We start from the raw sequence: 26,998 nt of genomic DNA on the forward strand, positions 1-26,998 counted from the left end.
CCCCCCATCCCGGGCCGCCGGCCCGGGGCGCCGCGCGCCCCACGCCGGCCGGTGCACCGCCGCCGCCCGGCGCTCCGACCCCGGCCGGCCGGACCCACCCCGACCTGCCCCCGGCCGGGCCCGCGCGGGGTGCCGCGCATCCCGACGCCGGCCCGGCGGGTCCTGCCCTGGGCGCCGCGCGTCCCGATCCTGGCCTGGCGGGTCCCGCGCGGGGTGCCGCGCGTCCCGATCCTGGCCTGGCGGGTCCCGCGCGGGGTGCCGCGCGTCCCGATCCTGGCCTGGCGGGTCCCGCGCGGGGTGCTGCCCGTCCCGACGCCGGCCCGGCGGGTACCGCGCGGCCCGTCGCGCCGCCATCCGGGGCCGCCGGCGCGGCGTCCGTCGCGGGGGCGTCCCCGGCCGCCGCGAACCTGAGCGCGCCGCCCGGCCCGCGCCGCCCCGGACCCGGCCCGTCGGGCCCCGCCGGTCCGGGGACGCACCCCGCCGTACCGGGGGGAGCCGAACAGACCTCGTCCGGCCCGGCCGCCACTGCGCCGGGCCCGGCCCGGCCCGGTGCGAGTTCCGGTGCCGCCCGGCCGCCGGCCGTCGGGCGGGACCGGCCCGAGCCGACGTCCGGCGCGGGCCCCCGACCCGGCCCCGGCGCTCCGTCCGGCGTCGCCCGGGCGGCCGCCCCGGCGCCCCGCCCCGGGCCCGAGGACCGCGCCGCCGGGCGGGCGATCCCGCCGCACCGCGAGCCGGGGCGGCCCGAGCCGTCCGGCGTCGCGCCGGTGCCACCGCCGGGGGCCGCGGGCGAGCCGGTGGTGGCGCGGGCCGCCGCGGCTGTCGTACCACCCGTCGAGCCGGCGGACGGACCGGCGCTGCGCCGGCCCGCGGAGCCGGAGTCGCCGGACGACGACGCGGCCGGCCCCGGCGGGCTGCGCGGCGCGCGGTCCGAGCTGCGCCGCCGGATGCGTGAGCGGCGGCGGCTGCGGATGGGCATCCTCGCCCTGGTCAGCGTGGTGCTGCTCGGCGCGGTCCCGCTCTACTTCGGCATCCGTACGCTCAGCCGCGATCCGGTCTTCGACACCCTCGACGAGCTGGACGTGCCGGGCTGGGCGGCGGTGCAGACCGTCGACGACGTCAGCGGCAGCCGGTGGTGCCTGCTCGACTGCCGGCTCCGCGAACGCACGGCCACCTCCGAGCGGCCGCCGGCGGAGACGGCACAGGTCTACGAGCGGGCGCTGGCCGACGACGGCTGGCAGCCGTGGAAGGTGAGCCGCTGCCCCGAGCAACCCGCGAAGGGGAGCTACACGTGCTGGCGCCGGGACGAGCTGACCCTCGACCTGTGGGTACGCGAGCCCGCCTGCGTGCCGCCGCCGGTGGACGGGGAACCGGCGGTCGTGCCGTCGCCCGAACCGGCGACCGCTGCGGAGCAGTGCTCCGGCTCGTTGGTGTCGGTGAAGGTCCGCAACGCGATCGACGACGAGCGGACCCGGCCCCAGCCCACCACCGACCCGTCACTCACCGGGGAGGATCCCTTCCCGACGGTCAGCGAGGATCCGCTCGCGACGCCGACACCCTCACCGTCCTGAGCCGGTTTCCATCACGGACGGTAGGGTCTGGGGCTGGCGGACCGCCAGCCCCCGCCGGCCCCTCGCGGGTGCCGGGCGGCGGTGTGGGCAGGACGGTCGCACGTTCCGGGGGCGTCGGGTTCCCGGAACTCTGCTTGAGGAGGACAGGCGTGGGCTTTTTCGAGGTCGCGGCGCTGATCGCGGCGATCGCGTTCGCGATGCTGGTGCTGATCCTGACGCTGCCCATCCTGCGGCTGCGGCACACCGTGGACGCCACCACCCGGATGATCAACGACCTGAACGACCGGACCGCGCCGCTGCTGGGCGACGTGAACACCACGGTGAAGAACGTCAACACCGCCCTGGAGCAGGTGCAGACCTCCCTGGACGGGGTCAACCTCCAGCTCGCCAAGGTCGACACCATGACCAGCCACGCGCAGAACGTCACCGCCAACGTCGCGAACCTGGCGACCGTCGTCTCCGCCGCCGCCGCCAACCCGTTGGTCAAGGTGGCCGCCTTCGGCTACGGCGTACGCAAGGCCGCCTCCGCCCGGCGGCACGCCGAGACCGAGCGTGAGGTGCGCGACACCATCAAGCAGCAGCGGCGGGCCGCCAAGCGCGGCAACCGCTGATCCGGCACGACCAGGAGGAGCTCGGAGATGAGGCGGTTGTTCTGGCTCGGCATCGGGCTGGCCGTCGGCGTGGTGGTGGTCCGCAAGGCCACCCGCACCGCACAGGCGTACACCCCGGCCGGCATCGCCAGCACGGTGACCGAATCCGCTGGCGGGCTGGCGGAGTCGCTGCGTAGCTTCGTGGAGGACGTCCGGATCGCGATGGCCGAGCGCGAGCAGGAGATCCACGAGGCGTTCGCCCAGGGCGAGGCGTTCGACGACCAGTTCGCCGAGCTGCGGGAGGACCCGCGCATCGGCGACCGAGAGATCTTTCCGGAGGAACACCAGCGATGAAGACGGCGGAGATCAAGCGGCGGTACCTCGCCCACTTCGAGGCGAACGGCCACACCGTGGTGCCGTCCGCTCCGCTGCCCGCCATCAGCGACCCGAACCTGCTGTTCGTCAACGCCGGCATGGTGCAGTTCGTGCCCTACTTCCTGGGGCAGCAGACCCCGCCGTACCGGCGGGCGGTCAGCGTGCAGAAGTGCATCCGTACGCCCGACATCGACGAGGTCGGCAAGACCAGCCGGCACGGCACGTTCTTCCAGATGAACGGCAACTTCTCCTTCGGTGACTACTTCAAGGACGGGGCGATCCCGCTCGCCTGGGACCTGGTCACCAAGTCGCAGGAGCAGGGCGGTTTCGGCCTGGACCCGGAGCGGATCTGGCCGACGGTCTACCTCGACGACGACGAGGCGTTCGAGATCTGGCGCTCGGTCGGGGTGCCGACCGAGCGGATCGTGCGCCGGGGCAAGGCGGACAACTTCTGGTCGATGGGCATCCCGGGCCCGTGCGGCCCGTGCTCCGAGCTGTTCTACGACCGTGGCCCGGAGTACGGCCGCGAGGGCGGCCCGGCGGTCGACGAGGACCGCTACATGGAGTTCTGGAACCTCGTCTTCATGCAGTTCGAGCGCGGCCCGGGCACCGGCAAGGAGGACTACCCGATCCTCGGCGACCTGCCGGCGAAGAACATCGACACCGGCATGGGCCTGGAGCGGATGGCGTCCATCCTCCAGGGCGTCGACAACCTCTACGAGATCGACGAGGTCCGGCCGATCCTCGACCGGGCCGCCGAGCTGACCGGCAAGCGCTACGGCGCCCGGTCCGGGCACGTGGCCAGCGAGTCGCACCCGGACGACGTGCGGCTGCGGGTGATCGCCGACCACGTGCGTACGGCGCTGATGCTGATCGGCGACGGGGTCACCCCGAGCAACGAGGGGCGCGGCTACGTGCTGCGCCGCATCATGCGCCGGGCGATCCGGTCGGTGCGGCTGCTGGGCTGGCAGGAGCGGGCGCTGCCCGAGCTGCTGCCGGTGGCCCGGGACTGCATGGCCCCGTCGTACCCGGAGCTGGCCGCCGACTTCGACCGGATCGCCGACTACGCGTACGCGGAGGAGGACGCCTTCCTGTCCACCCTGCGGGCCGGCACCACGATCCTGGACACGGCCATCGCGGAGACCCGCACCGCCGGCAAGCCGGCGCTGTCGGGTGAGAAGGCGTTCCAGCTGCACGACACGTACGGCTTCCCGATCGACCTGACGCTGGAGATCGCGGCCGAGCAGGGCCTGGCGGTCGACGCGGAGGGCTTCCGCCGGCTGATGGCCGACCAGCGGGCGCGCGCCAAGGCCGACGCCCAGGCGCGCAAGACCGGGCACACCGACCTGTCGGCGTACCGGTCGGTGCTCGACTCGGGCGGCCCGGTGCGGTTCACCGGCTACGGCGAGGTGTCCCGGGAGTCGACGGTGCGGGCGGTGCTCGGTGTCGACGGTCCCCGCCAGGCGGCGGTCGAGGGCGACACGATCGAGCTGGTGCTCGACGCCACCCCGTTCTACGCCGAGGGCGGCGGTCAGCAGCCCGACCTCGGCATGATCACCGTCGGTGGCGGCCAGGTCGAGGTGCTCGACGTGCAGCAGCCGGTGCCCGGCCTGATCGTGCACCGCGCCCGGGTGCTGCGGGGCGAGGTGCGGGCGGGGGAGACCGGCTACGCCGAGATCGACACCACCCGCCGGCGGGCCATCTCCCGGTCGCACACGGCGACGCACCTGGTGCACCAGACGATGCGCAACTTCCTCGGCGAGTCCGCCACCCAGGCCGGTTCGCTGAACGCCCCGGGCCGGCTGCGCTTCGACTTCAACACCCCGACGGGGGTGGCGCCGAGCGTGCTGCGCGACGTCGAGCAGCAGGTCAACGAGGTGCTCCTGGCCGACCTGGAGGTGCACGCCTTCATCACCTCGCTGGAGGAGGCGCGGCGCATCGGCGCGATGGCGCTCTTCGGCGAGAAGTACGGCGAGGAGGTGCGGGTCGTCGAGGTCGGCGACTACGCCCGCGAGCTGTGCGGCGGCACCCACGTCTCCCGTTCCGGCCAGCTCGGCCTGGTGAAGATCCTCAACGAGTCGTCGATCGGCTCCGGGGTGCGCCGTGTCGAGGCCCTGGTCGGCATGGACGCCTTCAACTTCCTGGCCCGGGAGCACCTGCTGGTCTCCCGCCTCGCCGAGCTGTACCGGGTGCCCAACGACCAGGTCGCCGACCGGGTCGAGCAGACCGTGACGCAGCTGCGCGACGCCGAGAAGGAGCTGGAGAAGCTGCGGGCCCAGCTGGTGCTCGGCGGCGCGGCGGCGCTCGCGGCCCAGGCCAAGGACGTGGGCGGGGTCGCGTACGTGGGCACCGAGGCGCCGGAGGGCGCGGCCGGCAACGACGTGCGTACCCTCGCCCAGGAGGTCCGGGGCAAGATCGATCCGGCGCGGCCGGCGGTCGTCGCGGTGGCGGCCCGGGCCAACGGCAAGGCGTCGCTGGTCGTCGCGGTGAACCCGGCGGCGCGCAGCCGGGGCCTGGCCGCGTCCGACCTGGTCAAGGCGGCCTTCTCCGGTCGCGGCGGCGGCAGCCCCGACCTCGCCCAGGGCGGCGGCCTGCCGGCCGCCGAGGCGCCGAACCTGCTCCGCACGGTCGAGAAGGCGATCGCCGACGCGTGATACGTGCTCGCAGCGGCCAGGGCGGACCCGCGTGGTCCGCCCTGGTTCGCCGTTTCAGGGGGAGTCACGACCGTGAGTGAGTTGTCCCGGGGTGTCCGGCTCGGGGTGGACGTCGGACAGGTCCGGGTGGGGGTCTCCCGCTCGGACCCGCACGGCGTGCTGGCCACCCCGCTGGTGACCCTCGCCCGCGACCTCGCCGCCGCCCCGGACGCGGTGCCGGCCGACATCGTCGCGCTCGCCGCGCTGGTGGCCGAGCACGAGGCGGTGGAGATCGTCGTCGGCCTTCCGGTCAATCTCGCCGGCAAGCACGGTCCCGCCGCCGTACACGTGAAGGCGTACGCTGACCGACTGGCTGATGTAATAGCGCCCGTTCCGGTGGCGCTCACCGACGAGAGGATGTCCACGGTCGTGGCGTCTCGTAGGCTTGCCGAGCGTGGGGTCCGAGGAAAACGGCAACGAGCGGTGGTCGACCAGGCTGCCGCGGTGGAGATTCTGCAGAGCTGGCTGGACGCGCAGCGGAGGCGGACGCGATGATGGACGATCTTGACCTCGGGTTCGACGAGCAGGACCGGGGGGAGAAGGGCAAGCACCGGCGCGGCGCGGTGCGCAAGCGCAAGGGCGGCTCCGGCGGCGGTGGCGGCCGGGGCAAGACGGTCCTGGCCCTGCTGCTCGCCTTCGTCCTGCTGGGCACGATCGGCGGCGGCGCCTTCTACGGCTTCGACCGCGTCCAGAGCTACTTCGTCACCCCCGACTACGACGGCGCGGGCACCGGCGAGGTGACGGTCGAGATCAAGCAGGGCGCGCTGATCGCCGACATGGCCAACGCGCTGGTCGCCGCCGACGTGGTGAAGAGCGCCAAGGCCTTCATCGAGGCCGCCGAGGGCAACGCCCGCAGCAAGAACATCCAGCCGGGCACGTACAAGCTGCGCAAGCAGATGAGCGGCGAGAGCGCGGTCACCGCGATGCTCGACCTGAAGAACCGGATCGTCAACGGGGTCACCATCCCGGAGGGCCGGACGGCGAAGAACGTCTACAAGCTGCTGTCCGAGAAGACCAAGATCCCGGTGAAGGACTTCGAGGCGGCGGCGAAGGACCCGCTCGCGCGGGGCGTGCCGGACTGGTGGTTCAAGCGCAGCGACAACAAGAAGGTCAAGCCGTCGATCGAGGGCTTCCTCTACCCGGACACCTACGAGATCCCGCCGAAGGCGACCGCCGAGACCATCATCGAGCTGATGGTCGAGAACTTCCTCAGCGTGACCAGCGAGATGCAGTTCGCCGACCGGGTGCAGAAGGAGCGCGGGGGCATCAGCCCGTACGAGGCGCTGATCGTCGCGTCGCTGGCGCAGGCCGAGGCGGGGAACAAGGACGACCTGGGCAAGGTCGCCCGGGTGGCGTACAACCGGGTGTTCGGCGAGTTCCCGTGCAACTGCCTGGAGATGGACGTCACGGTCAACTACTACCTGGAGTCGATCGGGAAGCCGACGAAGCGGTCCGGGGACATGACCGCGGCAGAACTGGACGACCCGAAGAACCCGTACAACCGCAAGCTCAAGGGCCTGGTGCCCACCCCGATCAACAACCCGGGCAAGCAGGCCATGGCGGGTGCGATGGACCCGCCGCCGGGCAAGTGGCTCTTCTTCGTGGCGATCGACAAGGAGGGACACTCCGAGTTCGCCGAGACCTTCGCGGAACACGAGAAGAACATGGCGAAGGCCCGGGAGAACGGCATCATCTGATGACGGCCGCACGGCGGGCGGGGGTGCTCGGCACGCCGATCGCGCACTCCCTCTCGCCGGTGATCCACAACGCCGGCTACGCGGCGGCGGGACTGACCGGGTGGTCGTACACCCGGATCGAGTGCGCGGCGGCGGAGCTGCCGGACGTGGTCGCCGGCCTCGGCCCGGAGTGGGCCGGGCTGTCGGTGACCATGCCGGGCAAGGAGGCGGCGCTCGCGGTGGCCGCCGAGGTCTCGCCGGTCGCCGCCGCCGTCGGCGCCGCCAACACGTTGGTACGCCGCCCGGACGGCTCCTGGTACGCCGACAACACCGACGTCGTCGGCATGGTCGAGGTGCTCACCGACGCCGGGGTGCGCCCGGGCGCGACGGTGACGGTGCTGGGCGCGGGCGGCACCGCCCGCGCGGCGGTGGCCGCGGCGGGGCGGCTCGGCGCCCGCGCGGTGACCGTGGTGGCCCGCCGCCCGGCGGCCGTCGATGAGCTGCGCCCGGTGGCCCGCGCCGTCGACGTGCCGATGCGCGCGGCGGCCTGGGACGACGACGCGGCGACCCACCTCGGCGCCGACGTGGTGATCTCGACCGTGCCGAAGGGAGTCGCCGACCCGCTGGCCGTCGCGGCGGACTGGCGGCCCGGCACGGTGCTCTTCGACGCGCTCTACGACCCGTGGCCGACGCCGCTGGCCGCGTCGGCCGAGGCGGCCGGCTGCCGGATCGTCTCCGGCCTCGACCTGCTCCTGGCCCAGGCGGTGGGCCAGTTCGAGCACTTCACGGGCGTTGCCGCGCCCCGGGCGGCGATGGCCGCCGCGCTCGCCGCCGCCCGCGCCGCCTGACCGCCGACGCGGGGGCGGGAGTGTCCCCTGTGGTCATCCAGGGCATCCTTAGGCGACGGTTAAGACGCGCTTAGGTCCGGCTGTCGTCCCCACGTCACGCCGTGGCCGTGGTTACGCTGCTGACCGTCACCGCCCGACACACAGGGAGTTCACCTTGGCTCGGCACGGACTGCACCGCCTCACCCGGCAACCCGGCCCCCGGCGCAAGGCCGTCGTCCTCGGCGTGGCCGGCGCCACCGTGGTGGCCGGCATCGTGGCCACCACGATGCCGCTGCTGGCCGCCGACGACCTATCGATCCCGGCGACCGCCGACACCACGGCGACCATGGTGTCGCAGGATGGCGACAACGGGGCGAAGACGACGCTGGCGACCTGCGCGGTCCGCTGCGACGGCAACCCCCGGGGCGGCCGGGAGGCCGTCGTCCAGTTCGCCGTGACCACCCTGCCGGCGGCGGCGGTCAACGTGCGGGCCACCCTGCGGGTGCACGCGTGGCAGGAGTTCCCGGCGACCGTGACCGCGCACACCTCCACGGTGGACGCCCGCGCGGCCCGGCCGACGCCGGCGCTGCCGGGGGCGGTCCTCGACACCGTCTCCGGCGTGGCGAAGGGCTTCAACGAGTGGGACATCTCGGCCCTGGTGAAGGGCAACGGCACCTGGACGGTCTCGCTCGCGCAGACCGGCCTCGAGACGAGGATCTACTGGGCGTCGACGGAGAACCGCAACCCCGACCTGCGCCCGCGCCTGGAGATCCGCTACGACGTCGGCACCCGGCCCACGCCGGTGGTGACCAGCGCCGCGCCGTCGCCGAGCCGGACGGTCGCGCCGAGCCCCGCGCCGAAACCGACGCCCAGCGCCAGCCCCACCCGCGCCACCCCGAGTCCGTCGGCGAGCCCGTCGGCCGGTCCGGACCGGTGCGGCGCGGTGTCGAGCAGGCTGGTGCCCTCCTGCGGCGCCTGGTGGGGGATGTACTCCCCGTCGAACGCCGGTGACGGCTGGGACCACGGCGCCGCGGTCGCCGAAGTCGAGGCGCAGGTCGGTCGCAAGTTCGACATCGTGCACCGCTACCACGACTTCTCCAACGCCGGCAGCAACGGCGCCTTCCCCGACGCCTACCAGCGGCAGCAGATGCGCGAGGGCCGGCTGATGTTCTTCGCCTGGGAGTCGCGGATCTTCTCCTCCGGCACGGTGCTGACCTGGCAGGACGTCTACAGTGGCCGGCACGACGCCACCATCGACGCGGTCGCCGGCCGGATCCGCGACACCGGCGTGCCGGTGTTCATGGGCTTCGACCACGAGCCGGAGGACGAGCCGGCCAAGGGCAGCGACGCCGACTTCGTCCGCGCCTGGCGGCACGTGCACGACCGGTTCGCCAAGGCGGGCGCCGACAACGCGGTGTGGGTGTGGACGATGATGGGCTGGTCGGGCCACTACGACCGCTACGCCGGGCTCTATCCCGGTGACCGGTACGTCGACTGGGTGGGCTACGACCCGTACAACTTCCACGTCTGCAACGGCAGCAAGGTCTGGAAGAGTCCGGCCACCACCATCGGCGGTTTCTACCGTTGGCTGGACGAGAACCGCCTCGGGGTCGGCAAGCCGCGGATGCTCGCCGAGTTCGGCACCAACTTCGACGCGGCCGACCCGGACGCGAAGCGGCGCTGGTTCGAGGAGTTCCCGGCGGCGCTGAAGGCGCACCCGAAGATCAAGGCGGCGATCTACTTCAACTCCCCGGGGATGACCCGCCGGTCGGACACCTGTGACATGACCATGAACCACGACGCCGCGTCGGTGGCGGGGTTCGCCCGCGCCGGACGCGACAGCTACCTGCGGCAGCCCACCGGGGGCGCCCGCTGACACCGCGCGTTCACATTTCGACCCACAGTGATACGGGCGAGTCGGACATCCGACGTCCTGTGTGCGGTGTCATGTTCCTGATGCAGTGACCGCCCAATCGGCGGATATCGCCGGCCTGGGTCGACCAGGCACGCTACGCGGGTTCTCTCCCGACATGGAGGCGTAGCGTGCCCGACATCCCGCTCTCTCGGCGATCCGCCGGACTCCGCACCCGGGCGGGGGTGGTCGCACTCGTGACCGCCGCCGCCGTGCTGGCCGTCCCCACCGGGACCTCCGCCGCCCTGGTGCCGGCGCCCGAACCGGCGACCCTGGTCTCGGCCAATCCGGCCGACGCCACACCGCACGCCAGGGACGGCGAGACCCGCGCCTTCGCGCAGGTCGGCTCCACGGTGTTCGTCGGCGGCAGCTTCACCCAGATCCGGCAGACCGCCAGCGCGGCGTGGACCACCCAGCGTTACCTCTTCGCGTACGACCGGGCCACCGGCACGATCTCGACCAGCTTCCTGCCGGTGCTGGACGGCGCGGTCAACACGCTGGTCGCCGGGCCCGGCGGCACGCTGATCGTCGGCGGCACCTTCAAGAACGTCAACGGCGTCTCCCGCAAGAACCTGGTGGCGCTCAACCCCGCCACGGGCGCGATCGTCGACAGCTGGGTCGGCCGCTCCGACGGCGGCACCGTGCGCGACCTGGCGCTGCACGGCAACTGGCTCTACGTGGCCGGGGCGTTCAACTGGCTCAACGGCACCGCGCACGCCGGGCTCGGCCGGCTCAACGCCACGACCGGGGCGATCGACCCGACCTTCAACGTCGACGCGACCGTCGGGCGCCACGGAACCACCTCGTACGTGTGGACGATCGACGTCGCCCCGGACGGCGGCACCCTGGCCGTCGGCGGCAACTTCACGCTCGTCAACGACCTGCCGCGCAACCAGATGGCGCTGGTCGACCTCACCGGCACCCCGGCGGTGCTCGACTGGAGCACGGAGAAGTTCGTGCCGCCGTGCGCGGCGCCGGCGACCTTCGTGCACTACGTGCAGGACGTCAAGTTCGGTGGCGACGGCAGCTGGTTCGTCGTCGGCACCAACGGCGGCTCGGGCTGGCCGGCCGCGTACTGCGACGCGCTGGTGCGCTTCGAGACCGCCGCCCGGGGCACCGGGCAGCTCGGCACCTGGGTCGACTACACCGGCAACGACACCATCACCTCCGTCGAGGTCGCCGACAACGTCATCTACCTCGGCGGGCACTTCCGCTGGTTGAACAACCCGAACGCCAGCGACACCGCCGGCAAGGGTGCGATCGACCGGCTCGGCATCGCCGCGGTCACCCCGGCCACCGGCATGCCGGTCAACTGGAACCCCCGCCGCAGCGGCAGCGCGTCGATGCCGGCCGGCACCAGCAACTGGGGCTCCTCCGTACCGGTGCTCTGGCGCGGCAGCGACGGCCTCTACTTCGGTCACAACTCCGACGGCATGGGCAACGAGTACCACGGCCGGCTCGGGATGTTCCCGCTGACCGGCGGGCGCACCATCACCCCGAAGAACGCGCCGACCGCGACCACCGGCAACCTCTACGTCGGCACCGGCGCGGGAGAGCTGGCCAAGGTGCCGTTCGACGGGGCCAGCCTGGGCACCCCGACCACGGTCAGCCAGCCCAACTACACGGCGGCCGGCGCGACCTGGCGGGTGGACGACCGGATCTACTGGTCGCACACCGTCGCCGGGACCCCCACGGGCAGCCGGATCGACATCTCGCTGTTCAACGGCGGCGCGATCGGCGCGCCGTGGGAGGCGTCCGGCTACAACGACTGGTTCAACCCGGCGCTGATGACCGGCGCGTTCTACCTCGACGGGCGCCTCTACTACACCCGCTCGGGCGCCAGCGGCCTCTACTACCGCTACTTCGAGATCGACGGCAACTACCTCGGCGCCACCGAGTTCACGTTGCCCACCACCGGAGTCACCTGGTCGGCCGTGCGGGGCATGGCCTGGGTCGCCGGCCGGGTCGTGTACGGTGCCACCGACGGAACGCTGCGCAGCGTGCCGTTCGACCCGACGGCCGCCCCGGCGGTCGACGGAACGACGGCGACGGTGGTCCCGGCGACCGCCGGCGTGACGTGGTCAACGCCGTCGACCTTCTTCTCCGTGCAGTGACGGTCGACTGTTCGTAACGGAACATCGGTAGATTGTTCACGTTGGGCCGGCGACGGATCAGCCGTCGCCGGCCCGCACGACGTGGGGAGGGTCGTTGGTCGGCTCGGGTGGCAACCGCAGAGGGCTCGCGGTACGGGTCGTCTTCGCGGTCAAGCGCGGCTGGTACACGCTGCGCTATCCCCGGCTGACGCTGGGTCGGGGCGTGGAGATCCGCGGCCGGATCCGGCTGCGCCGGGGCGTACGGGTGAGCATCGGCGACCGCACCCGCATCAACAAGCTGGTCCGCTTCGCCGGTCCCGGCGAGGTGCGGGTCGGCGCCGACTGCCTGTTGAACGCCACCTGGATCGGCACCTGGACGTCGGTCACCATCGGCGACCGGTGCCTGCTCTCGGACTGCGAGCTGCTGGACAACGACTTCCACAACCTGCCCCCCGATCAGCGGCACGACCCGCCCGTCCCGGCCACCCGCGCCCCGATCACGATCGAGGACAACGTGTGGATCGGGGCGCACGCCCTGGTGATGAAGGGCGTGCGGATCGGCCGGGACAGTGTCGTGGGCGCCGCCACGGTGGTCCGTACGGACGTGCCGCCGCGGGTCGTGGTCGCTGGAAATCCACAACAGACGGTGAAGAAGTTCAATGACTGACGCTTCCCCCGGTACCTGGGCCACGGACGTCCCCGCCAGCGGTGGCGGCACACCGGGCCGCACCGTCACGCTGACCGACCTGCTGCGCGTCCCGCTGCACCGGATCCGGCTCGTCGGGGCCGTCGCCGCGATCGGCCTGCTCGCCGCGCTCGGCTACGTGGTGCTCGTACCGGCCGCCGTGTCCGCCAGCGCGGTCGTGGCGGTGCGTCCCGTCGTCACCGACGCGTTCACGCCCAGTGGCGCCGCCGCCGACCGGGCGGTGAACATGAACGTGGAGAGCGGCATCGCCACGGGCACCGACGTGGTGCAGCGGTTGGCCGACTCGGGCGACCTGGACCCGCGCGAGGTGCGCGACGCCCTCGAGGTCGAGGTGCCCACCGGCGGGCAGATCCTGCGCTTCGTCTACCAGGCCCCCACCGCGGAGCAGGCGGTCGAGGGCGTCAACCTCGCCGCCCAGGCCTACCTCGACGTGCGCCGCACGATGTACGAGAAGCAGCGCGAGGAGATGCTGCGCTCGTACGACGAGAGCATCGCCAAGGTCGCCGCCCAGCAGGCCGCCCTCCAGAAGCGGGTCAACAACGCGCGGGAGGGCGCCGTCGACGCCGCGGTGACCGAGCTGACCGGCATCAACAACCAGCTCACCCAGCTCAACGCCGCCCGCACCGAGATCGCCGCCGTCGACGTCAACCCCGGCTGGGTCACCCAGACCGCCGAGCGGGCCCTGGCCTCCTCCGCCGGCAACCGCCCGCTCTACCTGCTCGCCGGCCTGCTCGGCGGGACGCTGCTCGGCGTGGTGCTGGCGTACGCCTGGGAGTCGATGGACCGGCGGATCCGGTCGGTCGACGACGGCCGGGACGCCACCGGGCTCCCGCTGCTCGGCACGGTCCGCAGCCGCCGGTGGCGCGGCGGCAAGGAGGCGGTCGACGCCGACATCCGGTACGTGGCGATGGCCATCGCCGAGCGGGTGCGCCAGCCCGCCCGGGTGTCGCTGCTGACCGCCCGCGAGGAGGACCCGACGGCCATCACCGCCGGGCTGGCGGTGGCGCTGGCGGCCGTCGGCCGGGAGGTCTTCGTCGCCGACGACAGCGGGCGCGCCGACCGGCTGCGCAGCACCGTGCTCGCCGACCGGGAGCGGCTGCCCGCCGCGGCGGACCCGTCCCGCCCGCTCGTCCCGAAGCCCCGGCCGGCCGGCTCGACGACGGACGGCAAGAGCGGCGGCACCGCGGAGCCGGCCGCGGCCCGTCGCCCGTCGCCGCACCCGATCGGCGCCCGCCCGTCCACCGACCCGGACGCCACGCTGACCCTGCCCCGGGTCACCTCGACGGCGGCCGGTGAGAACGGCAAGACGTCGAGCACCGACCCGGTGACCGTGGGCGCGGGCAGCGTCCGGTTCGGCATCTGGCGGCAGGGCGCCGACCACAGCCTGGTGCTGTTCAACGCCCCGCCGGCGGAGTCCGACGAGCGCGGGGTGGCCGTCGCCCGGCAGGGCACGGCGGTCGTGGTGGTCGAACAGGACCGGACCCGGCAGGGCGACCTGCGCCGCCTCGTGGAGCGGCTGCGCGCCGCCGGTGTCACCCCGCTCGGCTTCGTGTTGACGCGCTGCGGCCGGGGCTGATCCGTGCCGGTCACCCGCGCGCCGGCGACGACCGAGCCGGGCGGCGGCCCGGGCGCCGCCGCGTCGCTGCCGCAGCCGCCGCCCCCGCCCCGGTTGCCGCTCTGGCCGCTGGCGTTGATGTTCGGCCTGGTGCCGGTGTGGTGGCTGGCCGGCGCGTTCTACCTCGGGTGGCCCCTGCTCGGGGCGCTGCTGTTCGCGCTGCTGTTCATCCGGGGCCGGGTGCCGCTGCCCCCGGCCGCCGGGATCTGGCTGCTGTTCCTTGCCATTGTGGTGGTCAGCGCCACCCAGTTGCAGACGCCGGCCTCGGTGCTGACGTTCGCCCTGCGGCTCGCCTTCTACCTCACCGCGCTCGTGGTGGGCGTCTACGTCTACGCGGTCGCCCGGGAACGCCCCGACCAGGTCACCGTCCTCCTTCCGCTCTGCGCCTTCTGGTTCGGGCTGGTCGCGCTGGGCTGGCTGGGCGTGCTGGCGCCCCGGTTCGCGCTGACCACCCCGGTGGAGGTGCTGCTCCCGGGCGGGGTGGCCAACACCCCGTTCATCCAGGACATGGTCCACCTCACCACCGCGGAGTACAGCGCCCGGTCGTTGAACCCGATCTACCGGCCGGCCGCGCCGTTCGCGTACACCAACAACTACGGCAGCGCGTACGCGATGACGCTGCCCTGCGTGGTGGCCTTCACCATGCTGCGCCGGCGCGGCGCGCTGCGCTGGGCGCTGCTGGCGTCGCTGCCGCTGTCGCTGGCGCCGGCCTTCCTCACGCTCAACCGGGCGATGTTCCTCAGCCTCGGCGCCGGGCTGGCGGTGCTCGGCGTCCGGGCGGCGCTGCGCGGCAACGTCCGGGTGGCCGCGTCGATCGTCGGGGTGGTGGTCACCGGTGGCCTCGTCACCCTGTTCATCCCGGTCACCCAGCTGATCGGCAACCGGGTCGAGTCCAGCGACACCAACACCGACCGGCTCTCCCTCTACGTGGAGGTGATCCGGCGGGTACGGGAGTCGCCCTGGCTCGGCTACGGCGCGCCGGTGAACGTCGACACCGTCAGCGCCGAGGCGCCGATCGGCACCCAGGGGCAGTTGTGGATGGTGCTCTTCAGCCACGGCGTCCCCGCGCTGCTGTGCTTCCTCGCCTGGTTCGTGGTCGCCGCGCTGATCTGCGCCCGGGCCACGTCCGCCGCCGGGCAGTGGCTGGCCGTGGTGCCGGTGGTCTGCCTGGTGCAGATCCCCTTCTACGGCATGGCCAACCAGAACCTCGCGGTCGCCTTCTTCGCGGTCGCCTTCGCGATGGCGCTCACCGAGCGGGAGACGGCGGCCCGGCTGCACCGCCCCCGCATCCCGCGCCCGAAGGCGGTGCCCGCATGACCGCCGCCACCCGCCCGCCGTCCGGCCCTCAACCGGCCTCCACACCCGCCGCGTCGGACCCGTCCGGCCCCCAACCGGCCGCCGCACCCGCCGCGTCGGCCCCGTCCGGCGACGACACGGAAACCCGGCGCAGCGTCCGCAGCGGCGTGGCCGGGCTGGTCGGCGCGGCCACCAGCGGCCTCTTCGGCTTCCTGCTCGCGGTGGTCATCACCCGCGGCTACGGCACGGTCGGCTCCGGGGCTTTCTTTGCCGCGATCGGTGTGGTCACCGTCGCCACCGCCGTCTGCACCCTCGGCGCGGAGACCGGGCTGATGTGGGCGCTGCCCCGCCGGCGCCTCGGCGCGCGGGGCGACGCCGCCCGGGTGCTCCCGGTGGCGCTGGTCCCGCCGCTGCTGGTCGCGGTCGCCGTCGCCGTGGGCGGGGTGCTCGCCGCCGACGCGCTCGCCCCGCGCCTGCTCGGCGGCTCCGGCGCCGACGGCGCGGCCCCGCTGACGGCCAGCTTCGCCGCGGTGCCGGTGGTGGTGGCGATGACGCTGCTGCTCGCGGCGCTGCGCTGCGTGCGCCCGATCCGGGCGTACGTCGGGGTGCAGTTCTTCCTGCTGCCGGTGGCCCGGCCCGTGCTGGTCGGCGCGGCGGCCCTGGCCGGCGGTGGCCTGCTGGCCGGCATGACCGGCTGGCTGGTGCCGGCGGCGCTCGCCCTGCTGGCCTGCCTGACGCTGGTGGCCGGCCCGCTCGGCGTCGGCCGGGGCGCGGCGCTGCGGCCCGCGCCGGACGACTGGTCGGCGTTCTGGCGCTTCGCGCTGCCCCGGGCCGCGTCGGCCGCCATCGACGCCGGCAACATGTGGGTGGGCGTGCTGCTCACGTCGGTGCTCGCCGGGCCGGCCGACGCCGGCGTGTTCGGCGCCGTCGGGCGCTACATCCTCGCCGGCCAACTGGCCATGCAGGGGCTGCGGGTGGCGGTGTCGCCGCAGCTGTCCCGGCTGCTCGGGCGCGGGGACCGGGCCGCGGCGGCGGCCGTGCACCGGCAGTTGACCACGTGGGGGCTGGTGCTGTCCTGGCCGGTCTACCTGCTGCTCGCCGTCTTCGGGCTGGCCTTCCTCCAGCTCTTCGGGCCCGAGTTCACCGCCGGCGCCCCCGCGATGACCGTGCTCGCGCTGGCCATGCTGGTCAACACCGGGGTCGGCAACGTGCAGAGCCTGCTGCTGATGGGCGGGCGCAGCGGGCTGCACCTGGCCGCCACGCTGGCCGGGCTGCTGGTCACGGTCTCCCTCGGGCTGTGGCTGATCCCGGCGCACGGCGCGACGGGGGCGGCGCTGGCCTGGGCGCTCGGCATTGCCACCGAGAACCTCACGGCGGTCGGCTGCGCCCGGGCCGTGGTCGGCCAGCCGCTTGTCGACGCGGCGATGCTGCGGGCCGGGGCGGCCACCGTCGCCGGGGTGGGGGCCGCGGCGGGGATCGGGGTGCTGGCCGGCGGCCGGGGGATCGGCGGCCTGGCCGTGGCCCTGGGCGTGCTGGCCGCCGGCTGCGTCGGCTTGTTGACGTTGCCCCGGGTGCGGCACCGCATCCGGGTGACCATGGTGCAGGTCCGTGGGCGGCAGGAGGCGGCCCCGGCCGCCACCGGGCGCGCCCCGGAGGAATCGAAGGGCAGGTGAGGTCGTCGTGCCGTCCATCCGAGACCGGGTGAAGCAGCTCGTACCGACCCAGGTGACGGAGCGGGTGCGGGAGTCGCTCGTCGACTACGGGGTACGGACCAGCGACCGGCGACCGCTGCCGGACTTCCTCATCATCGGCACCAAGCGGGGCGGCACCACCTCGCTGTGGAACTACCTGATCCAGCACCCGCTGGTGCCCCGGCTCTTCCCGGCCTGGAACACCAAGTCCTCGCACTACTTCGAGGAGCACTGGCGCCGGGGCGAGGCCTGGTACCGCTCGCACTTCCCCACCCAGCGCCACCGGGAGGTGCTGGAGAAGCGGCACGGCGGGCAGGTACGCGTCGGCGAGGCGGCGCCGCTGTACATGTTCCACCCCCTCGCGGCGCAGCGGGTCGCGGCGCTGATGCCGTCGGTGCGGTTGATCGTGCTGCTGCGCGACCCGGTGGAGCGGGCGTACTCGCACTGGAAGGAGCGGCGCACGCACGGCATCGAGCCGCTCGACTTCGCCGCCGCGCTCGCCGCCGAGCAGGAGCGCACGGCGGGGGAGCGGGAGCGGCTGATCGCCGAGCCGGAGTACTTCAGCGAGCCGTACGACTGGTACACCTACCGGGCCCGGGGCCGCTACCTGGAGCACCTGGAGCCGTGGCTGGAGCGCTTCGACCGGGAGCAGATCCTCTTCCTGCCCAGCGAGGACCTCTACCGCGATGCCCGGTCCACCTACCGCCGGACGCTGGACTTCCTCGGCCTGCCCCCGCACGACCTGCCCGACTTCAAGGTCTACAACGACCGCCGTTCGTCGCCGCTGGAGCCGGCGGTGCGCGCCGAGCTGACCGAGTACTACCGCCCGTACAACGACGCGTTGCGGCAGCGGTTGGGGCTGGAGCTCGACTGGCCGGACCAGGCCCCGTGACGGCGCGGGCCACCGCCGCCGACCCCCGCACGCGCACCGACGGGCTGGGCTGGGTCACCCGGGCGGTGTTCGGCGACGAGCGGATCGCCCTGACCGTGGGCGCCCCGCCGCCGCCCGGGCACCGTGCCGTCGCCCGGTACGCCGTCGTCCCGTCGCTCGCCCGGGCCCGCTTCCTGCTGCCGCTCGGCGCGCCCCGGGCCACGGCCGCCTCGCTGCTGGCGTACAACGCGCTGCGCCCGCCGAAGGTGCGGGCCGTGCGGGCCGGACTCGGCACGCTGGCGCGGGTCGGCGCGGTCGACCTGGCCCCGTTCCCCCGGCTGACGGTGTCGCTGCCCGAGGGCGTCGCGGCCGACGAGGCGCTGCTGGCCGGGCGGCTGGGCGCCGCGCTCGGGAGACCGGCGGTGTACGCGGCCTGCGGGGTCCGCCCGCCGGACCCGAACCACAAGCCCACCCTGCAACTGTTCGGCCCGGACGGCCGGGCCCTCGGCTACGCGAAGATCGGCTGGAACGGGGCCACCCGGGCGCTGGTGACCGCCGAGGCGGCGGCCCTGCGGGAGTTGCCGGCGGTGACCGGCGTGCCCGACCACCCGGCGGCGCCCCGGCTGCTGGCCGAGACGACGGCCGTCGGTCAGGTCGTCGCGCTGGTCGAGCCGCTGCCACCGGCCGTGCGGGGCGTGTCGACCGGCGAAGCGCCGCGGATCGCGGCCCTGCTGGCCGTGGCCCGCCGGGGCCGCCCGCCGGCGCCACCGCGCCCCCTGGCCGGGTCGGCGTTCCTGGCCCGGCTCGCCGCCGACGCCGGGCGCGCCGCCGCCGGCACGCCGGACGGGGCCCGGGTGGTCGCCGCCGTCGCCGCCCTGACCGACCGGCACGGCGGCACGACCGTCGAGTTCGGGCACTGGCACGGCGACTGGGTGCCCTGGAACCTCGGCGTGCACGCCGGCCGCCTCGTCGCCTGGGACTGGGAGCACAGCGGGCCGGACGTGCCGCTCGGCTTCGACCTCGCGCACGACGCGTTCCAGCGGGCCCTGGTGCTGCGGGGCGAGCCGGCCGCGGCGGCGGCGCGGGCCGTCGACGCCCACCTCGACCGGTACGGCACCGACCTCGGGCTCGGGCCGGCGGCCCGGCGGCTGGTGGCCGACGCCTACCTGCTGGAGATGTGGCTGCGCACCTGGCGCCTCGCCGACGCGGGCGCCGGCTGGAACACGGCGCTGCATCCCGCCCTGCTGGACGTCATCGAGAAACGACATAGCGGCTGATCCACCGAAATCGCCGGAGCCTGCGAGCCACCGTCGACTCCGGATAGTGACGAAGGAACTCCAGGTCGTGACGATCGTCGATGCCGATGGTCGACGCGGCGCACCCGATCCGCCACCCGCGGAGATCGACTTGTCGCCCGGTCGCCCTATTTCACCGGCCGGGGGACGTGTGATCTGCTGTCGCGTGGCGACCACCGAACATCCAAGCGAACTTGTGGGGAGTCGCGTGGAAACGACGACCGAGGAAGCCGGCGAGCCCGGAGTCCTGCTCCTGGTGGGCTCCAGCGGCGGCCACCTGGCCCAACTGCTCGCCCTGCGCCCGTGGTACGAACGCTGGCGGCGGTGCTGGGTCACCTTCGACACACCCGAGGCGCTCTCGCTGCTGGCCGGCGAGGAACTCGTCCCGGCGCACCACCCGACCACCCGCAACGTGCCGAACCTGCTGCGTAACGCGGTCCTCGCCTGGCGGGTGCTGCGGTCGCGCCGGGTCGCCGCGGTGGTGACCACCGGCGCCGGGGTGGCCGTCCCGTTCGTGGTGCTGGCCCGGCTCCGGCGCGTGCCGACCGTCTACATCGAGGTGTACGACCGCATCGACACCCCGACCCTGACCGCCCGGCTCTGCCGGCCGTTCCTCTCCGCGATGCTCGTGCAGTGGGACGAGCAGCGCCGCCAGTACCCGGAGGCCACCGTCGTGGGGACCCTGCTGTGAGCGCCGAGAGCACCGGAACCACCCCCGTCCACCGCGTCGCCCCCGGCCGTCCCCGGCCCGCACCCGCCGCCCGGGTGCCCCGGCCGCGCGACTCCGGCGGCCTCGCGCAGGCCCGGCTGCTGGTCGCCGTCGGCACCGACAAGCATCCGTTCGACCGCCTGGTCGGCTGGCTGGAGGAGTGGCATCCCGCCGTCGCCGAGGACGTCGGGCTGACCGTCCAACACGGACACACCCGGGCCCCCGGGGTGCCCGGGGCGATGCCCTTCCTCGGTCACGACGAGCTGCAGACGGCGATGGCCGAGGCCGACCTCGTGGTCTGCCACGGCGGCCCGGCCACCATCCTGGAGGCCCGCCGGCACGGTCACCTGCCGATCGTCGTCCCACGGGACCCGACCCGGGGCGAACACGTCGACGACCACCAGCAGTTGTTCGCCCGCCGCCTGGGCGCGGCCGGCATGGTGGCGCTGGCCGAGACCCGGGAGGCGCTGTTCGAGGCGCTCACCGCGGGCCTCGCCGACCCGTCGCGGTTCGCCGTCGCGGCCGACCCGGACGCGTCCCGGGCGCGTCGCGCGGCGGTCGAGCAGGTGGGACGGATCGTGGAGGACCTGGTGGCCGCGTCGACCCGACGACGGCAGCGGACGAGGTGGCGGCCGTGGGCACGGCCGGCCCGGAACGGAGAGCGGCGATGACCGAACACCCGAGCGTGAGCGCGGTGGTGCCCACCCGGGACCGCCCGGAGCTGCTCCGGGCCGCCGTACGCGCCATCCTCGACCAGGACCACCCCGGCCCGATCGAGGTGGTGGTGGTCTACGACCAGTCCGAGCCGGACGCCTCGCTGGCCGAGCTGTCCCGCCCGGACCGGCTGGTCCGGGTGATCCGCAACGAGCGCGCCCCCGGCCTGGCCGGCGCCCGCAACTCGGGCGTCCTGGCCGCCACCGGCGAGCTCGTCGCGTTCTGCGACGACGACGACGAGTGGCTGCCCGGCAAGCTGCGGGCCCAGGTCGAGGCGCTCGCCGCCCACCCCGACGCGGAGTTCGTCAGCTGCGGCATCCGGGTCAGCTACGACGGGCACACCGTCGACCGGGCGCTGCCGAAGGACTCCGTCACCCTGGCCGACCTGCTGCGGGACCGGATGACGGAGCTGCACCCGTCGACCTTCCTGATCCGCGCCGCCGCGCTGCGCGACGGGTTCGGGCTGGTCGACGAGGAGATCCCGGGCAGCTACGCGGAGGACTACGAGTTCCTGCTGCGGGCCGCCCGCAGCGCGCCGCTGGTCAACCTGCGCACGCCGTACGTGCTGGTGCGCTGGCACAAGCGGTCCTACTTCGCGCAGCGCTGGGACACCATCTCCGAGGCGTTGCAGTGGCTGCTGGAGCGCTACCCCGAGTTCGGCACCCAGCCGGCCGGCGAGGCGCGGGTCACCGGGCAGATCGCCTTCGCCCGTGCCGCGTCCGGCGACCGGCGGGGCGCGATGCGCTGGGCCCGGCACACCATCCGGCGCAACCCGCGCGAGCCGAGGGCGTACCTGGCCCTCGCCGTGGCCGGGCGGATGGTCCGCGCCGACGCGGTGCTGCGTACCCTGCACAAACGCGGCCGGGGCATCTGAGCGCGCGCTCAGGGCCGGGTGTGTCGCTCGGCGGCGTCGAACGCGGGCGCGAGCGGGGCCAGCGCCGCGCGGAGCTGGTCGGGCAGTGAGCCGGAGGGCACGACCAGCCCTCCGGCACCGAAGCCCCCGGCGGCCCCCGCGTTCCCGGCCGGCTGGAGCCAGCCCTCCAGTGCGATGCGCACCGCCGCGGCCACGCTTGCCGCGAGAACGCGGGCCGTGTGCGCTCCGGCGTCACCCAGGCGTTCGGCGATCGCTGCCGTGAGCGGGGGCTCGATGCCGGTGGTGGTGTCGAGGAACGCGTCGCGCAGCGCGGTCCGGGTGGTGATCAACAGCAGCACCTGGCGTTCGTGCTCGCCGGTGTTCGCGTACTGCTCGACCACTGCTTCGGTGACGGCGTCGGCCAGGCGCGCTCCTGCGGGCCGGGCCGCGACCGCCGCCGCGATCCGCGCCTCCCGGTCCGCGGTGACGGCGGAGACGATCGCCTGCTCGCGGCTGGCGAAGTAGTTGTTGTAGGTGCGCGGCGAGACCCCGGCCGCCTCGGCGATGTCCTCGACCCGCACCTGGTCCGGTCCGTGCTGCACGGCCAGGCGCAGGGCCGCCTCGCGCAGCGCCTCGCGGGTGGCCTGCTTCTTCCGCTCCCGCAGCCCCGGTGGTGGCGTCGTCACGGTGTCAGCGTCCCACGCAGGGCTGCGCCTGCGCAAAGTTGCGTGAACGCAAACTTGCGCGCACGCATCTTTCCTGTCAGTCTCGACCCGACCGGGACCGACGGAGAGGACGCCGCCATGCGCGCAAGAGGAATGACCTACGACACCGGATTCGTCGTGCACGGCCAGACGTCCCGCGAGCGCTTCGACCTCGCGGTGGTCCGGCGCGAGCTGGCCATCATCCGCGACGACCTGCACTGCAACGCGGTCCAGATCATCGGCGGCGACCCGGATCGACTGGAGCTGGCCGCCGGCGCCGCCGCCGACCTCGGCCTGGAGGTCTGGTTCTCGCCCTATCCGCTGGAGCTGGATCCGGAGCAGATCCTCACGCTCTTCCGCGACTGCGCCGAGCGGGCGGAACGGCTCCGGCAGCAGGGGGCCGCGGTCGTGTTCGTCGCAGGGGTCGAGCTGAGCGTGATGAACCGCGGGTTCCTGCCCGGCGAAAGCCCCGAGGATCGGGTCGCGCAGCTGATGAGCCGACCCGAACGGCGGGCCGAAGCCATCCGCGAACTCGGCGTGCACATCAACGCGTTCCTCCGCGACGCCGCGGCCACGGTCCGCGAGCGCTTCCAGGGCAGGCTCACCTACGCCTCCATCCAGTTCGAGCAGGTCGCCTGGACTCACTTCGACATCGTGGCGTTCGAACTGATCCGCTCCGCCGAGGTCGCCGACCGGTTCCGGGACGCGGTGCGCACCCTGGCCCAGGGCCCGAAGCCGCTCGCCATCACCGGGTTCGGCACCGCGGCCTACCGCGGGGCGGGAGATCGCGGTGGGCGGGTGCTGGAAGTGGTCGAGCACGACCCGGAGACCCGGGCCCCGGTACGGCTCAACGGCGTGTACGAGCGCGACGAGGCCGGCCAGGCCACCTATCTGAGCGAGCTCCTGGAGATCTTCGAGACCGAGGGCGTCGACAGCGCGTTCGTGTTCCTGTTCGCCCTGCCCGGCTACCCGCACCGCCCGGACGGCGACCCCAGGGACGACCTGGACCGGGCCAGCCTGGGCATCGTCAAGCTCCTCGAAGGACGCCGTGGGCAGACCTACCCCGACATGGAATGGGAGCCCAAGGCCGCCTTCGCGGCAGTGGCACAGCGCTATCGGAGGTGACCGGCCCGGAACAGACGGAAGCGGCTGAGGCCGGGCGGCGGGCCACCCCGGCGGTCGCGGCGGGTCGTGCCGCGTCCGCAGGACGGGACGCGGCGGGCACCGCACGGCGGCGGCCACCGGGCGTGACAGACTGACCGCTGTGTTGCGCTGGTTGACTGCAGGGGAATCGCACGGTCCCGCCCTCGTCGCGATGATGGAGGGCGTGCCCGCCGGCGTCGAGGTGACCACCGGGGACATCGCCGGTGAGCTGGCCCGGCGCCGGCTCGGCTACGGCCGGGGCGCGCGGATGTCGTTCGAGCAGGACGAGGTGGAGGTCATCGGCGGGCTGCGGCACGGGGCGACCCTCGGCAGCCCCGTCGCGATCCGCGTCGGCAACTCCGAGTGGCCCAAGTGGCGCACCGTGATGGCCGCTGACCCGGTCGACGCGGAGGAACTGGCCAGCCAGGCCCGCAACGCGCCGCTCACCCGCCCCCGCCCGGGGCACGCCGACCTGGCCGGCATGCAGAAGTACGGCCACACCGACGCCCGGCCGATCCTGGAGCGGGCCAGCGCCCGGGAGACCGCCGCCCGGGTCGCCGTCGGCACGGTCGCCAAGGCGCTGCTCCGGCAGGCCCTCGGCATCGAGATCGTCTCGCACGTGGTGGAGCTGGGCCCGGTCGCCGCCAAGCCGGGGCTGCGCCCCACGCCCGCCGACGCCGACCGCATCGACGCGGACCCGCTGCGCTGCCTCGACCCGGAGGCCAGCGCCCGGATGGTCGCCGAGGTCGACGCCGCGAAGAAGGCCGCCGACACCCTGGGTGGCGTGGTCGAGGTGCTGGCGTACGGGGTGCCGCCGGGCCTGGGCAGCCACGTGCAGTGGGACCGCAAGCTCGACGCCCGGCTCGCGACCGCCCTGATGTCGATCCAGGCCATCAAGGGCGTGGAGATCGGCGACGGCTGGCAGCAGGCGCGCTCCCGAGGCTCCGAGGCGCACGACGAGATCATCCCCACCGCCACCGGCGTACGTCGGGTCACCGACCGGGCCGGCGGGCTGGAAGGCGGCATCACCACCGGCGAGCCGCTGCGCGTGAAGGCCGCGATGAAGCCGATCTCGTCACTGAACCGGGCCCTGGCGACGGTGGACGTCACCACCGGCGAGCCCGCCACCGCGATCAACCAGCGCTCGGACGTCTGCGCCGTGCCCGCCGCCGCCGTCGTCGCCGAGGCGATGGTGGCGCTGGTGCTGGCGGAGGCCGCCACGGAGAAGTTCGGCGGCGACTCGGTCGCCGAGATCCGCCGCAACCTGGCCGGCTACCTCGACGCCCTGGTGATCCGGTGAGCGCGGGTCGGCGGGCGGGGCGCGCGGCGGCTCGGCGGTGCGGCTGATGGCGCCGGTATGCGTGCTGGTGGGGGCGCCCGGCTCGGGCAAGACCACCGTCGGGCTGGCGCTTGCCGAGCTGCTCGGCGTGGAGTTCCGCGACACCGACCTGGACATCGTGCGGCTGGCCGGCAAGCCGATCTCCGAGATCTTCATCGACGAGGGTGAGGACCACTTCCGTACCCTCGAACGGGCGGCGGTGGCGGCGGGGCTGGCCTCGTGCGGGGGCGTGCTCGCCCTCGGCGGCGGCGCGATCCTCGCCGAGGAGAACCGCGCCGCCCTGGTCGGGCACCCCGTGGTCCACCTCTCCGTCGAGCTGTCCGACGCGGTCAAGCGGGTCGGGCTCGGCGGGGGCCGTCCACTGCTGGCGATCAACCCCCGGGCGACGCTGAAGTACCTGCTGGACCAGCGCCGTCCCCTCTACGCCGAGGTGGCCACCGCGACGGTCGTCACCGACGGGCGGGAACCGGCGGAGATCGCCGCCGAGATCGCCGCGCTGCTCAAGCGCTGAGCCCCGCACCGCCGCGGGCCCCGGGACCCCGGCGGCCGGGTCAGTCGCGGGCGATGCCGTCGAGCACGTCGGCCAGGCCCTTCGGCTCGCTGAGCATCGGCCAATGGCCGGTGGGCAGCGCGTACAGCCGGCCGCCGGCCAGCCCGACGAAGAACGGGTGACCCTGCGCGATCATGTCCTCGACCACCGCGAGCGGGAAGGTGCTCGCCACCAGGGCCGTCGGCACCGCGCGCCCACCGGTGCGACGGACCGGGTCGGTGGCGGCGCGCAGCGGGTGGGCGGTGGCCCGCCGCCGCAACAGCGCGAGCGCGGCAGGAGTCAGCCCGGCCAGGTTCTGCGGGTCCTGGTCCGGATCGAACGCGGGCGGCGGCAGCAGGTGACCGTCGCCGATCTCGGCGCGCAGCCGCTCCTGCTCCTCGGGCGGGTTGCTGTCGAACTGCGACATGCCGTCGGGCATCGGCCCGCTCTCCACGTAGACCACCCGGGCGATCCGCTCGCCGAGGCGGTCCGCCGCCTGGGTCACCGGCAGCCCGCCGCCGGAGTGGCCCACCAGCACGACGTCGTGCAGCTCCTCCACCTCGATCAACCGGACGATGTCGGTGGTGTGTGTCTCCAGGCCGACCTCCGGGCCGGCGAGGTGGGCGCGCTCGGCCACCCCGGTCAGCGTCACCGGGTGGACCTCGTGGCCCTGCCCGCGCAGCGCCGCCGTCACGTCGCGCCACGCCCAACCGCCCAACCAGAACCCCGGCACCAGCACGAACGTCGCCATCGCGGCCTCCCTCTCTCGTCGTTCGCGACCACCGTACGATCGAATCCGGACGCTTTCCGCCCGCTTTGAAGGAGTGGTCCGTGTCGCATCCCGCCGCCCGGGTGCTCGGCATGCTCGAACTGCTTCAGAGCCACCACCGGCTCACCGGGGCGGAGCTGGCCCGCCGGCTGGGGGTGGACGGGCGTACGGTGCGCCGCTACGCCGCGACCCTGGCCGAGCTGGGCATCCCGGTCGCCGCCGAGCGGGGCCGCCACGGCGGCTACCGGCTGCGCCCCGGCTACAAGCTGCCGCCGCTGATGCTCACCGACGACGAGGCCGTCGCCGTGCTGCTCGGTCTGGTCGCCGCCGAGCGGCTCGGGCTGGGCACCGAGGAACCGGCGACCGCGACCGCGCTGGCCAAGATCCGCAGGGTGCTCCCGCCCACGCTCAGTGACCGCCTCGCGGCGGTGCAGGAGCACCTCGGCTTCACCCTGCGGCGATCGGCGCCGCAGCCCCGGCCGGCGACCGGGACGCTGCTCACCCTCGGCGCCGCCGCCCGGCACCGGCGCCGGGTACGGCTGGAGCACCGTTCCTCTTCCGGCACGGTGACCCGCCGGGAGCTCGACCCGTACGGGCTGGTCTTCCACTCCGGGCGCTGGTACGTCACGGGCCACGACCACCTGCGCGGGGAGGTGCGCACGTTCCGACTGGACCGGATCGGGGAGGTGCTGCCGGGGGAGGAGACCTTCACCGTGCCCCAGGGCTTCGACCCGGTCGCCCAGGTGACCCGCTCGCTGGCCCGCGTCCCGTACGCCCACGACGTCGAGGTGCTGCTGGAGGCCGACCTGGCCGCCGCCCGACGCCGCCTGCCGCCCAGCGTGGCCGAGCTGAGCACGACCGACGGAGGCGTGCTGCTGCGCGCCCGCGCGGAGAACCTGGCCGGGATGGCCCAACTGCTCGCGGGGCTGGGCTGGCCGTTCACCGTCGTACGTCCCGAGGCCCTGCGCGCCGAGGTCGCCGCGCACGCCCGGGGGCTGGCCGCGTGGGCGGCCCGGGTGCCCGGGTGATC

At 74.3% G+C, this 26,998-nt stretch carries 24 protein-coding genes; 22 read left to right on the top strand and 2 right to left on the bottom strand.

Features of this window, described 5'->3' with window-relative positions; translation table 11 throughout:
- The first annotated feature begins 944 nt into the window (after nt 1-944).
- The 18 genes from RM555_RS27350 to RM555_RS27435 all read left to right on the top strand — a co-directional run bounded on the left by RM555_RS27350 (nt 945) and on the right by RM555_RS27435 (nt 21,505).
- Nucleotides 945-1,568, top strand: a complete 624-nt coding sequence (locus RM555_RS27350) for a hypothetical protein (protein WP_311414457.1) — start codon at nt 945-947, stop codon at nt 1,566-1,568.
- Between the two features lie 149 nt (nt 1,569-1,717).
- Entirely contained in the window at nt 1,718-2,179 is a 462-nt protein-coding gene (locus tag RM555_RS27355; protein WP_089000990.1) for a DUF948 domain-containing protein, read from the top strand.
- Nucleotides 2,180-2,206: 27 nt separating this feature from the next.
- The gene (locus RM555_RS27360) at nt 2,207-2,512 is read left to right on the top strand and encodes a hypothetical protein (RefSeq protein WP_132240143.1); all 306 of its coding nucleotides are present in this window, start codon (nt 2,207-2,209) and stop codon (nt 2,510-2,512) included.
- Nucleotides 2,509-5,187 carry an alanine--tRNA ligase gene (gene alaS / locus RM555_RS27365; protein WP_311414426.1) on the top strand — a complete coding sequence of 893 codons (2,679 nt, stop codon included), beginning with the start codon at nt 2,509-2,511 and terminating at the stop codon, nt 5,185-5,187. Before RM555_RS27360 ends, alaS begins: the two co-directional genes overlap by 4 nt.
- A 72-nt stretch (nt 5,188-5,259) precedes the next feature.
- Entirely contained in the window at nt 5,260-5,721 is a 462-nt protein-coding gene (ruvX, locus tag RM555_RS27370; protein ID WP_311414427.1) for a Holliday junction resolvase RuvX, read from the top strand.
- Nucleotides 5,718-6,923, top strand: a complete 1,206-nt coding sequence (gene mltG / locus RM555_RS27375; RefSeq protein ID WP_311414428.1) for an endolytic transglycosylase MltG — start codon at nt 5,718-5,720, stop codon at nt 6,921-6,923. Before ruvX ends, mltG begins: the two co-directional genes overlap by 4 nt.
- A complete protein-coding gene (locus tag RM555_RS27380) occupies nt 6,923-7,750 on the top strand; it encodes a shikimate dehydrogenase (RefSeq protein ID WP_311414429.1) in 828 nt (275 codons plus the stop codon). The genes mltG and RM555_RS27380 overlap by 1 nt, the downstream gene beginning before the upstream one ends.
- A gap of 154 nt (nt 7,751-7,904) precedes the next feature.
- A complete protein-coding gene (locus RM555_RS27385) occupies nt 7,905-9,605 on the top strand; it encodes a glycosyl hydrolase (protein WP_311414430.1) in 1,701 nt (566 codons plus the stop codon).
- A 221-nt stretch (nt 9,606-9,826) separates the two neighbouring features.
- Nucleotides 9,827-11,755, top strand: a complete 1,929-nt coding sequence (locus RM555_RS27390) for a hypothetical protein (RefSeq protein ID WP_311414431.1) — start codon at nt 9,827-9,829, stop codon at nt 11,753-11,755.
- A 94-nt stretch (nt 11,756-11,849) separates the two neighbouring features.
- Complete coding sequence (locus RM555_RS27395) at nt 11,850-12,401, top strand: acyltransferase (protein WP_311414432.1); 552 nt, start codon at nt 11,850-11,852, stop codon at nt 12,399-12,401.
- Nucleotides 12,394-14,016 (top strand): lipopolysaccharide biosynthesis protein, encoded by a 1,623-nt coding sequence (locus RM555_RS27400; protein ID WP_311414433.1) that lies wholly within the window; start codon nt 12,394-12,396, stop codon nt 14,014-14,016. The genes RM555_RS27395 and RM555_RS27400 overlap by 8 nt, the downstream gene beginning before the upstream one ends.
- 117 nt (nt 14,017-14,133) lie before the next feature.
- Complete coding sequence (locus RM555_RS27405; protein WP_396888852.1) at nt 14,134-15,372, top strand: O-antigen ligase family protein; 1,239 nt, start codon at nt 14,134-14,136, stop codon at nt 15,370-15,372.
- Complete coding sequence (locus RM555_RS27410; RefSeq protein ID WP_311414434.1) at nt 15,369-17,024, top strand: lipopolysaccharide biosynthesis protein; 1,656 nt, start codon at nt 15,369-15,371, stop codon at nt 17,022-17,024. The genes RM555_RS27405 and RM555_RS27410 overlap by 4 nt, the downstream gene beginning before the upstream one ends.
- A 7-nt stretch (nt 17,025-17,031) precedes the next feature.
- Nucleotides 17,032-17,934: a sulfotransferase domain-containing protein gene (locus RM555_RS27415; protein WP_311414435.1), complete on the top strand. Its 903-nt coding sequence runs from the start codon at nt 17,032-17,034 to the stop codon at nt 17,932-17,934.
- On the top strand, nt 17,931-19,190 hold the full coding sequence (locus tag RM555_RS27420; protein ID WP_311414436.1) for a hypothetical protein: 1,260 nt from the start codon (nt 17,931-17,933) through the stop codon (nt 19,188-19,190). Before RM555_RS27415 ends, RM555_RS27420 begins: the two co-directional genes overlap by 4 nt.
- A 226-nt stretch (nt 19,191-19,416) precedes the next feature.
- On the top strand, nt 19,417-19,899 hold the full coding sequence (locus RM555_RS27425; protein ID WP_311414437.1) for a UDP-N-acetylglucosamine--LPS N-acetylglucosamine transferase: 483 nt from the start codon (nt 19,417-19,419) through the stop codon (nt 19,897-19,899).
- Between the two features lie 74 nt (nt 19,900-19,973).
- Nucleotides 19,974-20,588: a glycosyltransferase gene (locus tag RM555_RS27430; protein ID WP_311414459.1), complete on the top strand. Its 615-nt coding sequence runs from the start codon at nt 19,974-19,976 to the stop codon at nt 20,586-20,588.
- Nucleotides 20,585-21,505 carry a glycosyltransferase family 2 protein gene (locus RM555_RS27435; protein WP_151457204.1) on the top strand — a complete coding sequence of 307 codons (921 nt, stop codon included), beginning with the start codon at nt 20,585-20,587 and terminating at the stop codon, nt 21,503-21,505. Before RM555_RS27430 ends, RM555_RS27435 begins: the two co-directional genes overlap by 4 nt.
- An 8-nt stretch (nt 21,506-21,513) precedes the next feature.
- On the opposite strand, the gene RM555_RS27440 is transcribed toward RM555_RS27435, so the two are convergent.
- Entirely contained in the window at nt 21,514-22,170 is a 657-nt protein-coding gene (locus RM555_RS27440; RefSeq protein WP_311414438.1) for a TetR/AcrR family transcriptional regulator, read from the bottom strand.
- A gap of 117 nt (nt 22,171-22,287) precedes the next feature.
- Here RM555_RS27440 and RM555_RS27445 point away from each other — a divergent pair, with 117 nt between their 5' ends.
- From RM555_RS27445 to RM555_RS27455, 3 genes are all read left to right on the top strand, one after another.
- Nucleotides 22,288-23,313 carry a hypothetical protein gene (locus RM555_RS27445; RefSeq protein WP_311414439.1) on the top strand — a complete coding sequence of 342 codons (1,026 nt, stop codon included), beginning with the start codon at nt 22,288-22,290 and terminating at the stop codon, nt 23,311-23,313.
- 139 nt (nt 23,314-23,452) lie between these two features.
- Nucleotides 23,453-24,631: a chorismate synthase gene (gene aroC / locus RM555_RS27450; protein ID WP_311414440.1), complete on the top strand. Its 1,179-nt coding sequence runs from the start codon at nt 23,453-23,455 to the stop codon at nt 24,629-24,631.
- A gap of 46 nt (nt 24,632-24,677) precedes the next feature.
- Entirely contained in the window at nt 24,678-25,181 is a 504-nt protein-coding gene (locus RM555_RS27455) for a shikimate kinase (protein WP_311414441.1), read from the top strand.
- 40 nt (nt 25,182-25,221) lie between these two features.
- Here the strand turns inward: RM555_RS27455 and RM555_RS27460 are convergent, their stop codons facing one another.
- Complete coding sequence (locus tag RM555_RS27460; RefSeq protein ID WP_311414442.1) at nt 25,222-25,950, bottom strand: alpha/beta fold hydrolase; 729 nt, start codon at nt 25,948-25,950, stop codon at nt 25,222-25,224.
- 80 nt (nt 25,951-26,030) lie between these two features.
- On the opposite strand from RM555_RS27460, the gene RM555_RS27465 reads away from it, so the two are divergent.
- The gene (locus RM555_RS27465) at nt 26,031-26,996 is read left to right on the top strand and encodes a helix-turn-helix transcriptional regulator (protein ID WP_311414443.1); all 966 of its coding nucleotides are present in this window, start codon (nt 26,031-26,033) and stop codon (nt 26,994-26,996) included.
- Nucleotides 26,997-26,998: the final 2 nt, after the last annotated feature.

It is taken from the genome of Micromonospora reichwaldensis (genome assembly GCF_031845925.1).
GTDB classification, from domain to species: Bacteria; Actinomycetota; Actinomycetes; order Mycobacteriales; family Micromonosporaceae; genus Micromonospora; species Micromonospora reichwaldensis.

Coding starts and splice junctions, on each gene's coding strand:
- RM555_RS27455 (WP_311414441.1), top strand. CDS start 24,678: ATGGCGCCGGTATGCGTGCTGGTGGGGGCGCCCGGCTCGGGCAAGACC.
- RM555_RS27410 (WP_311414434.1), top strand. CDS start 15,369: ATGACCGCCGCCACCCGCCCGCCGTCCGGCCCTCAACCGGCCTCCACA.
- mltG (WP_311414428.1), top strand. CDS start 5,718: ATGATGGACGATCTTGACCTCGGGTTCGACGAGCAGGACCGGGGGGAG.
- RM555_RS27445 (WP_311414439.1), top strand. CDS start 22,288: ATGCGCGCAAGAGGAATGACCTACGACACCGGATTCGTCGTGCACGGC.
- RM555_RS27460 (WP_311414442.1), bottom strand. CDS start 25,950: ATGGCGACGTTCGTGCTGGTGCCGGGGTTCTGGTTGGGCGGTTGGGCG.
- RM555_RS27380 (WP_311414429.1), top strand. CDS start 6,923: ATGACGGCCGCACGGCGGGCGGGGGTGCTCGGCACGCCGATCGCGCAC.
- RM555_RS27435 (WP_151457204.1), top strand. CDS start 20,585: ATGACCGAACACCCGAGCGTGAGCGCGGTGGTGCCCACCCGGGACCGC.
- alaS (WP_311414426.1), top strand. CDS start 2,509: ATGAAGACGGCGGAGATCAAGCGGCGGTACCTCGCCCACTTCGAGGCG.
- RM555_RS27400 (WP_311414433.1), top strand. CDS start 12,394: ATGACTGACGCTTCCCCCGGTACCTGGGCCACGGACGTCCCCGCCAGC.
- RM555_RS27360 (WP_132240143.1), top strand. CDS start 2,207: ATGAGGCGGTTGTTCTGGCTCGGCATCGGGCTGGCCGTCGGCGTGGTG.
- RM555_RS27405 (WP_396888852.1), top strand. CDS start 14,134: ATGTTCGGCCTGGTGCCGGTGTGGTGGCTGGCCGGCGCGTTCTACCTC.
- RM555_RS27350 (WP_311414457.1), top strand. CDS start 945: ATGCGTGAGCGGCGGCGGCTGCGGATGGGCATCCTCGCCCTGGTCAGC.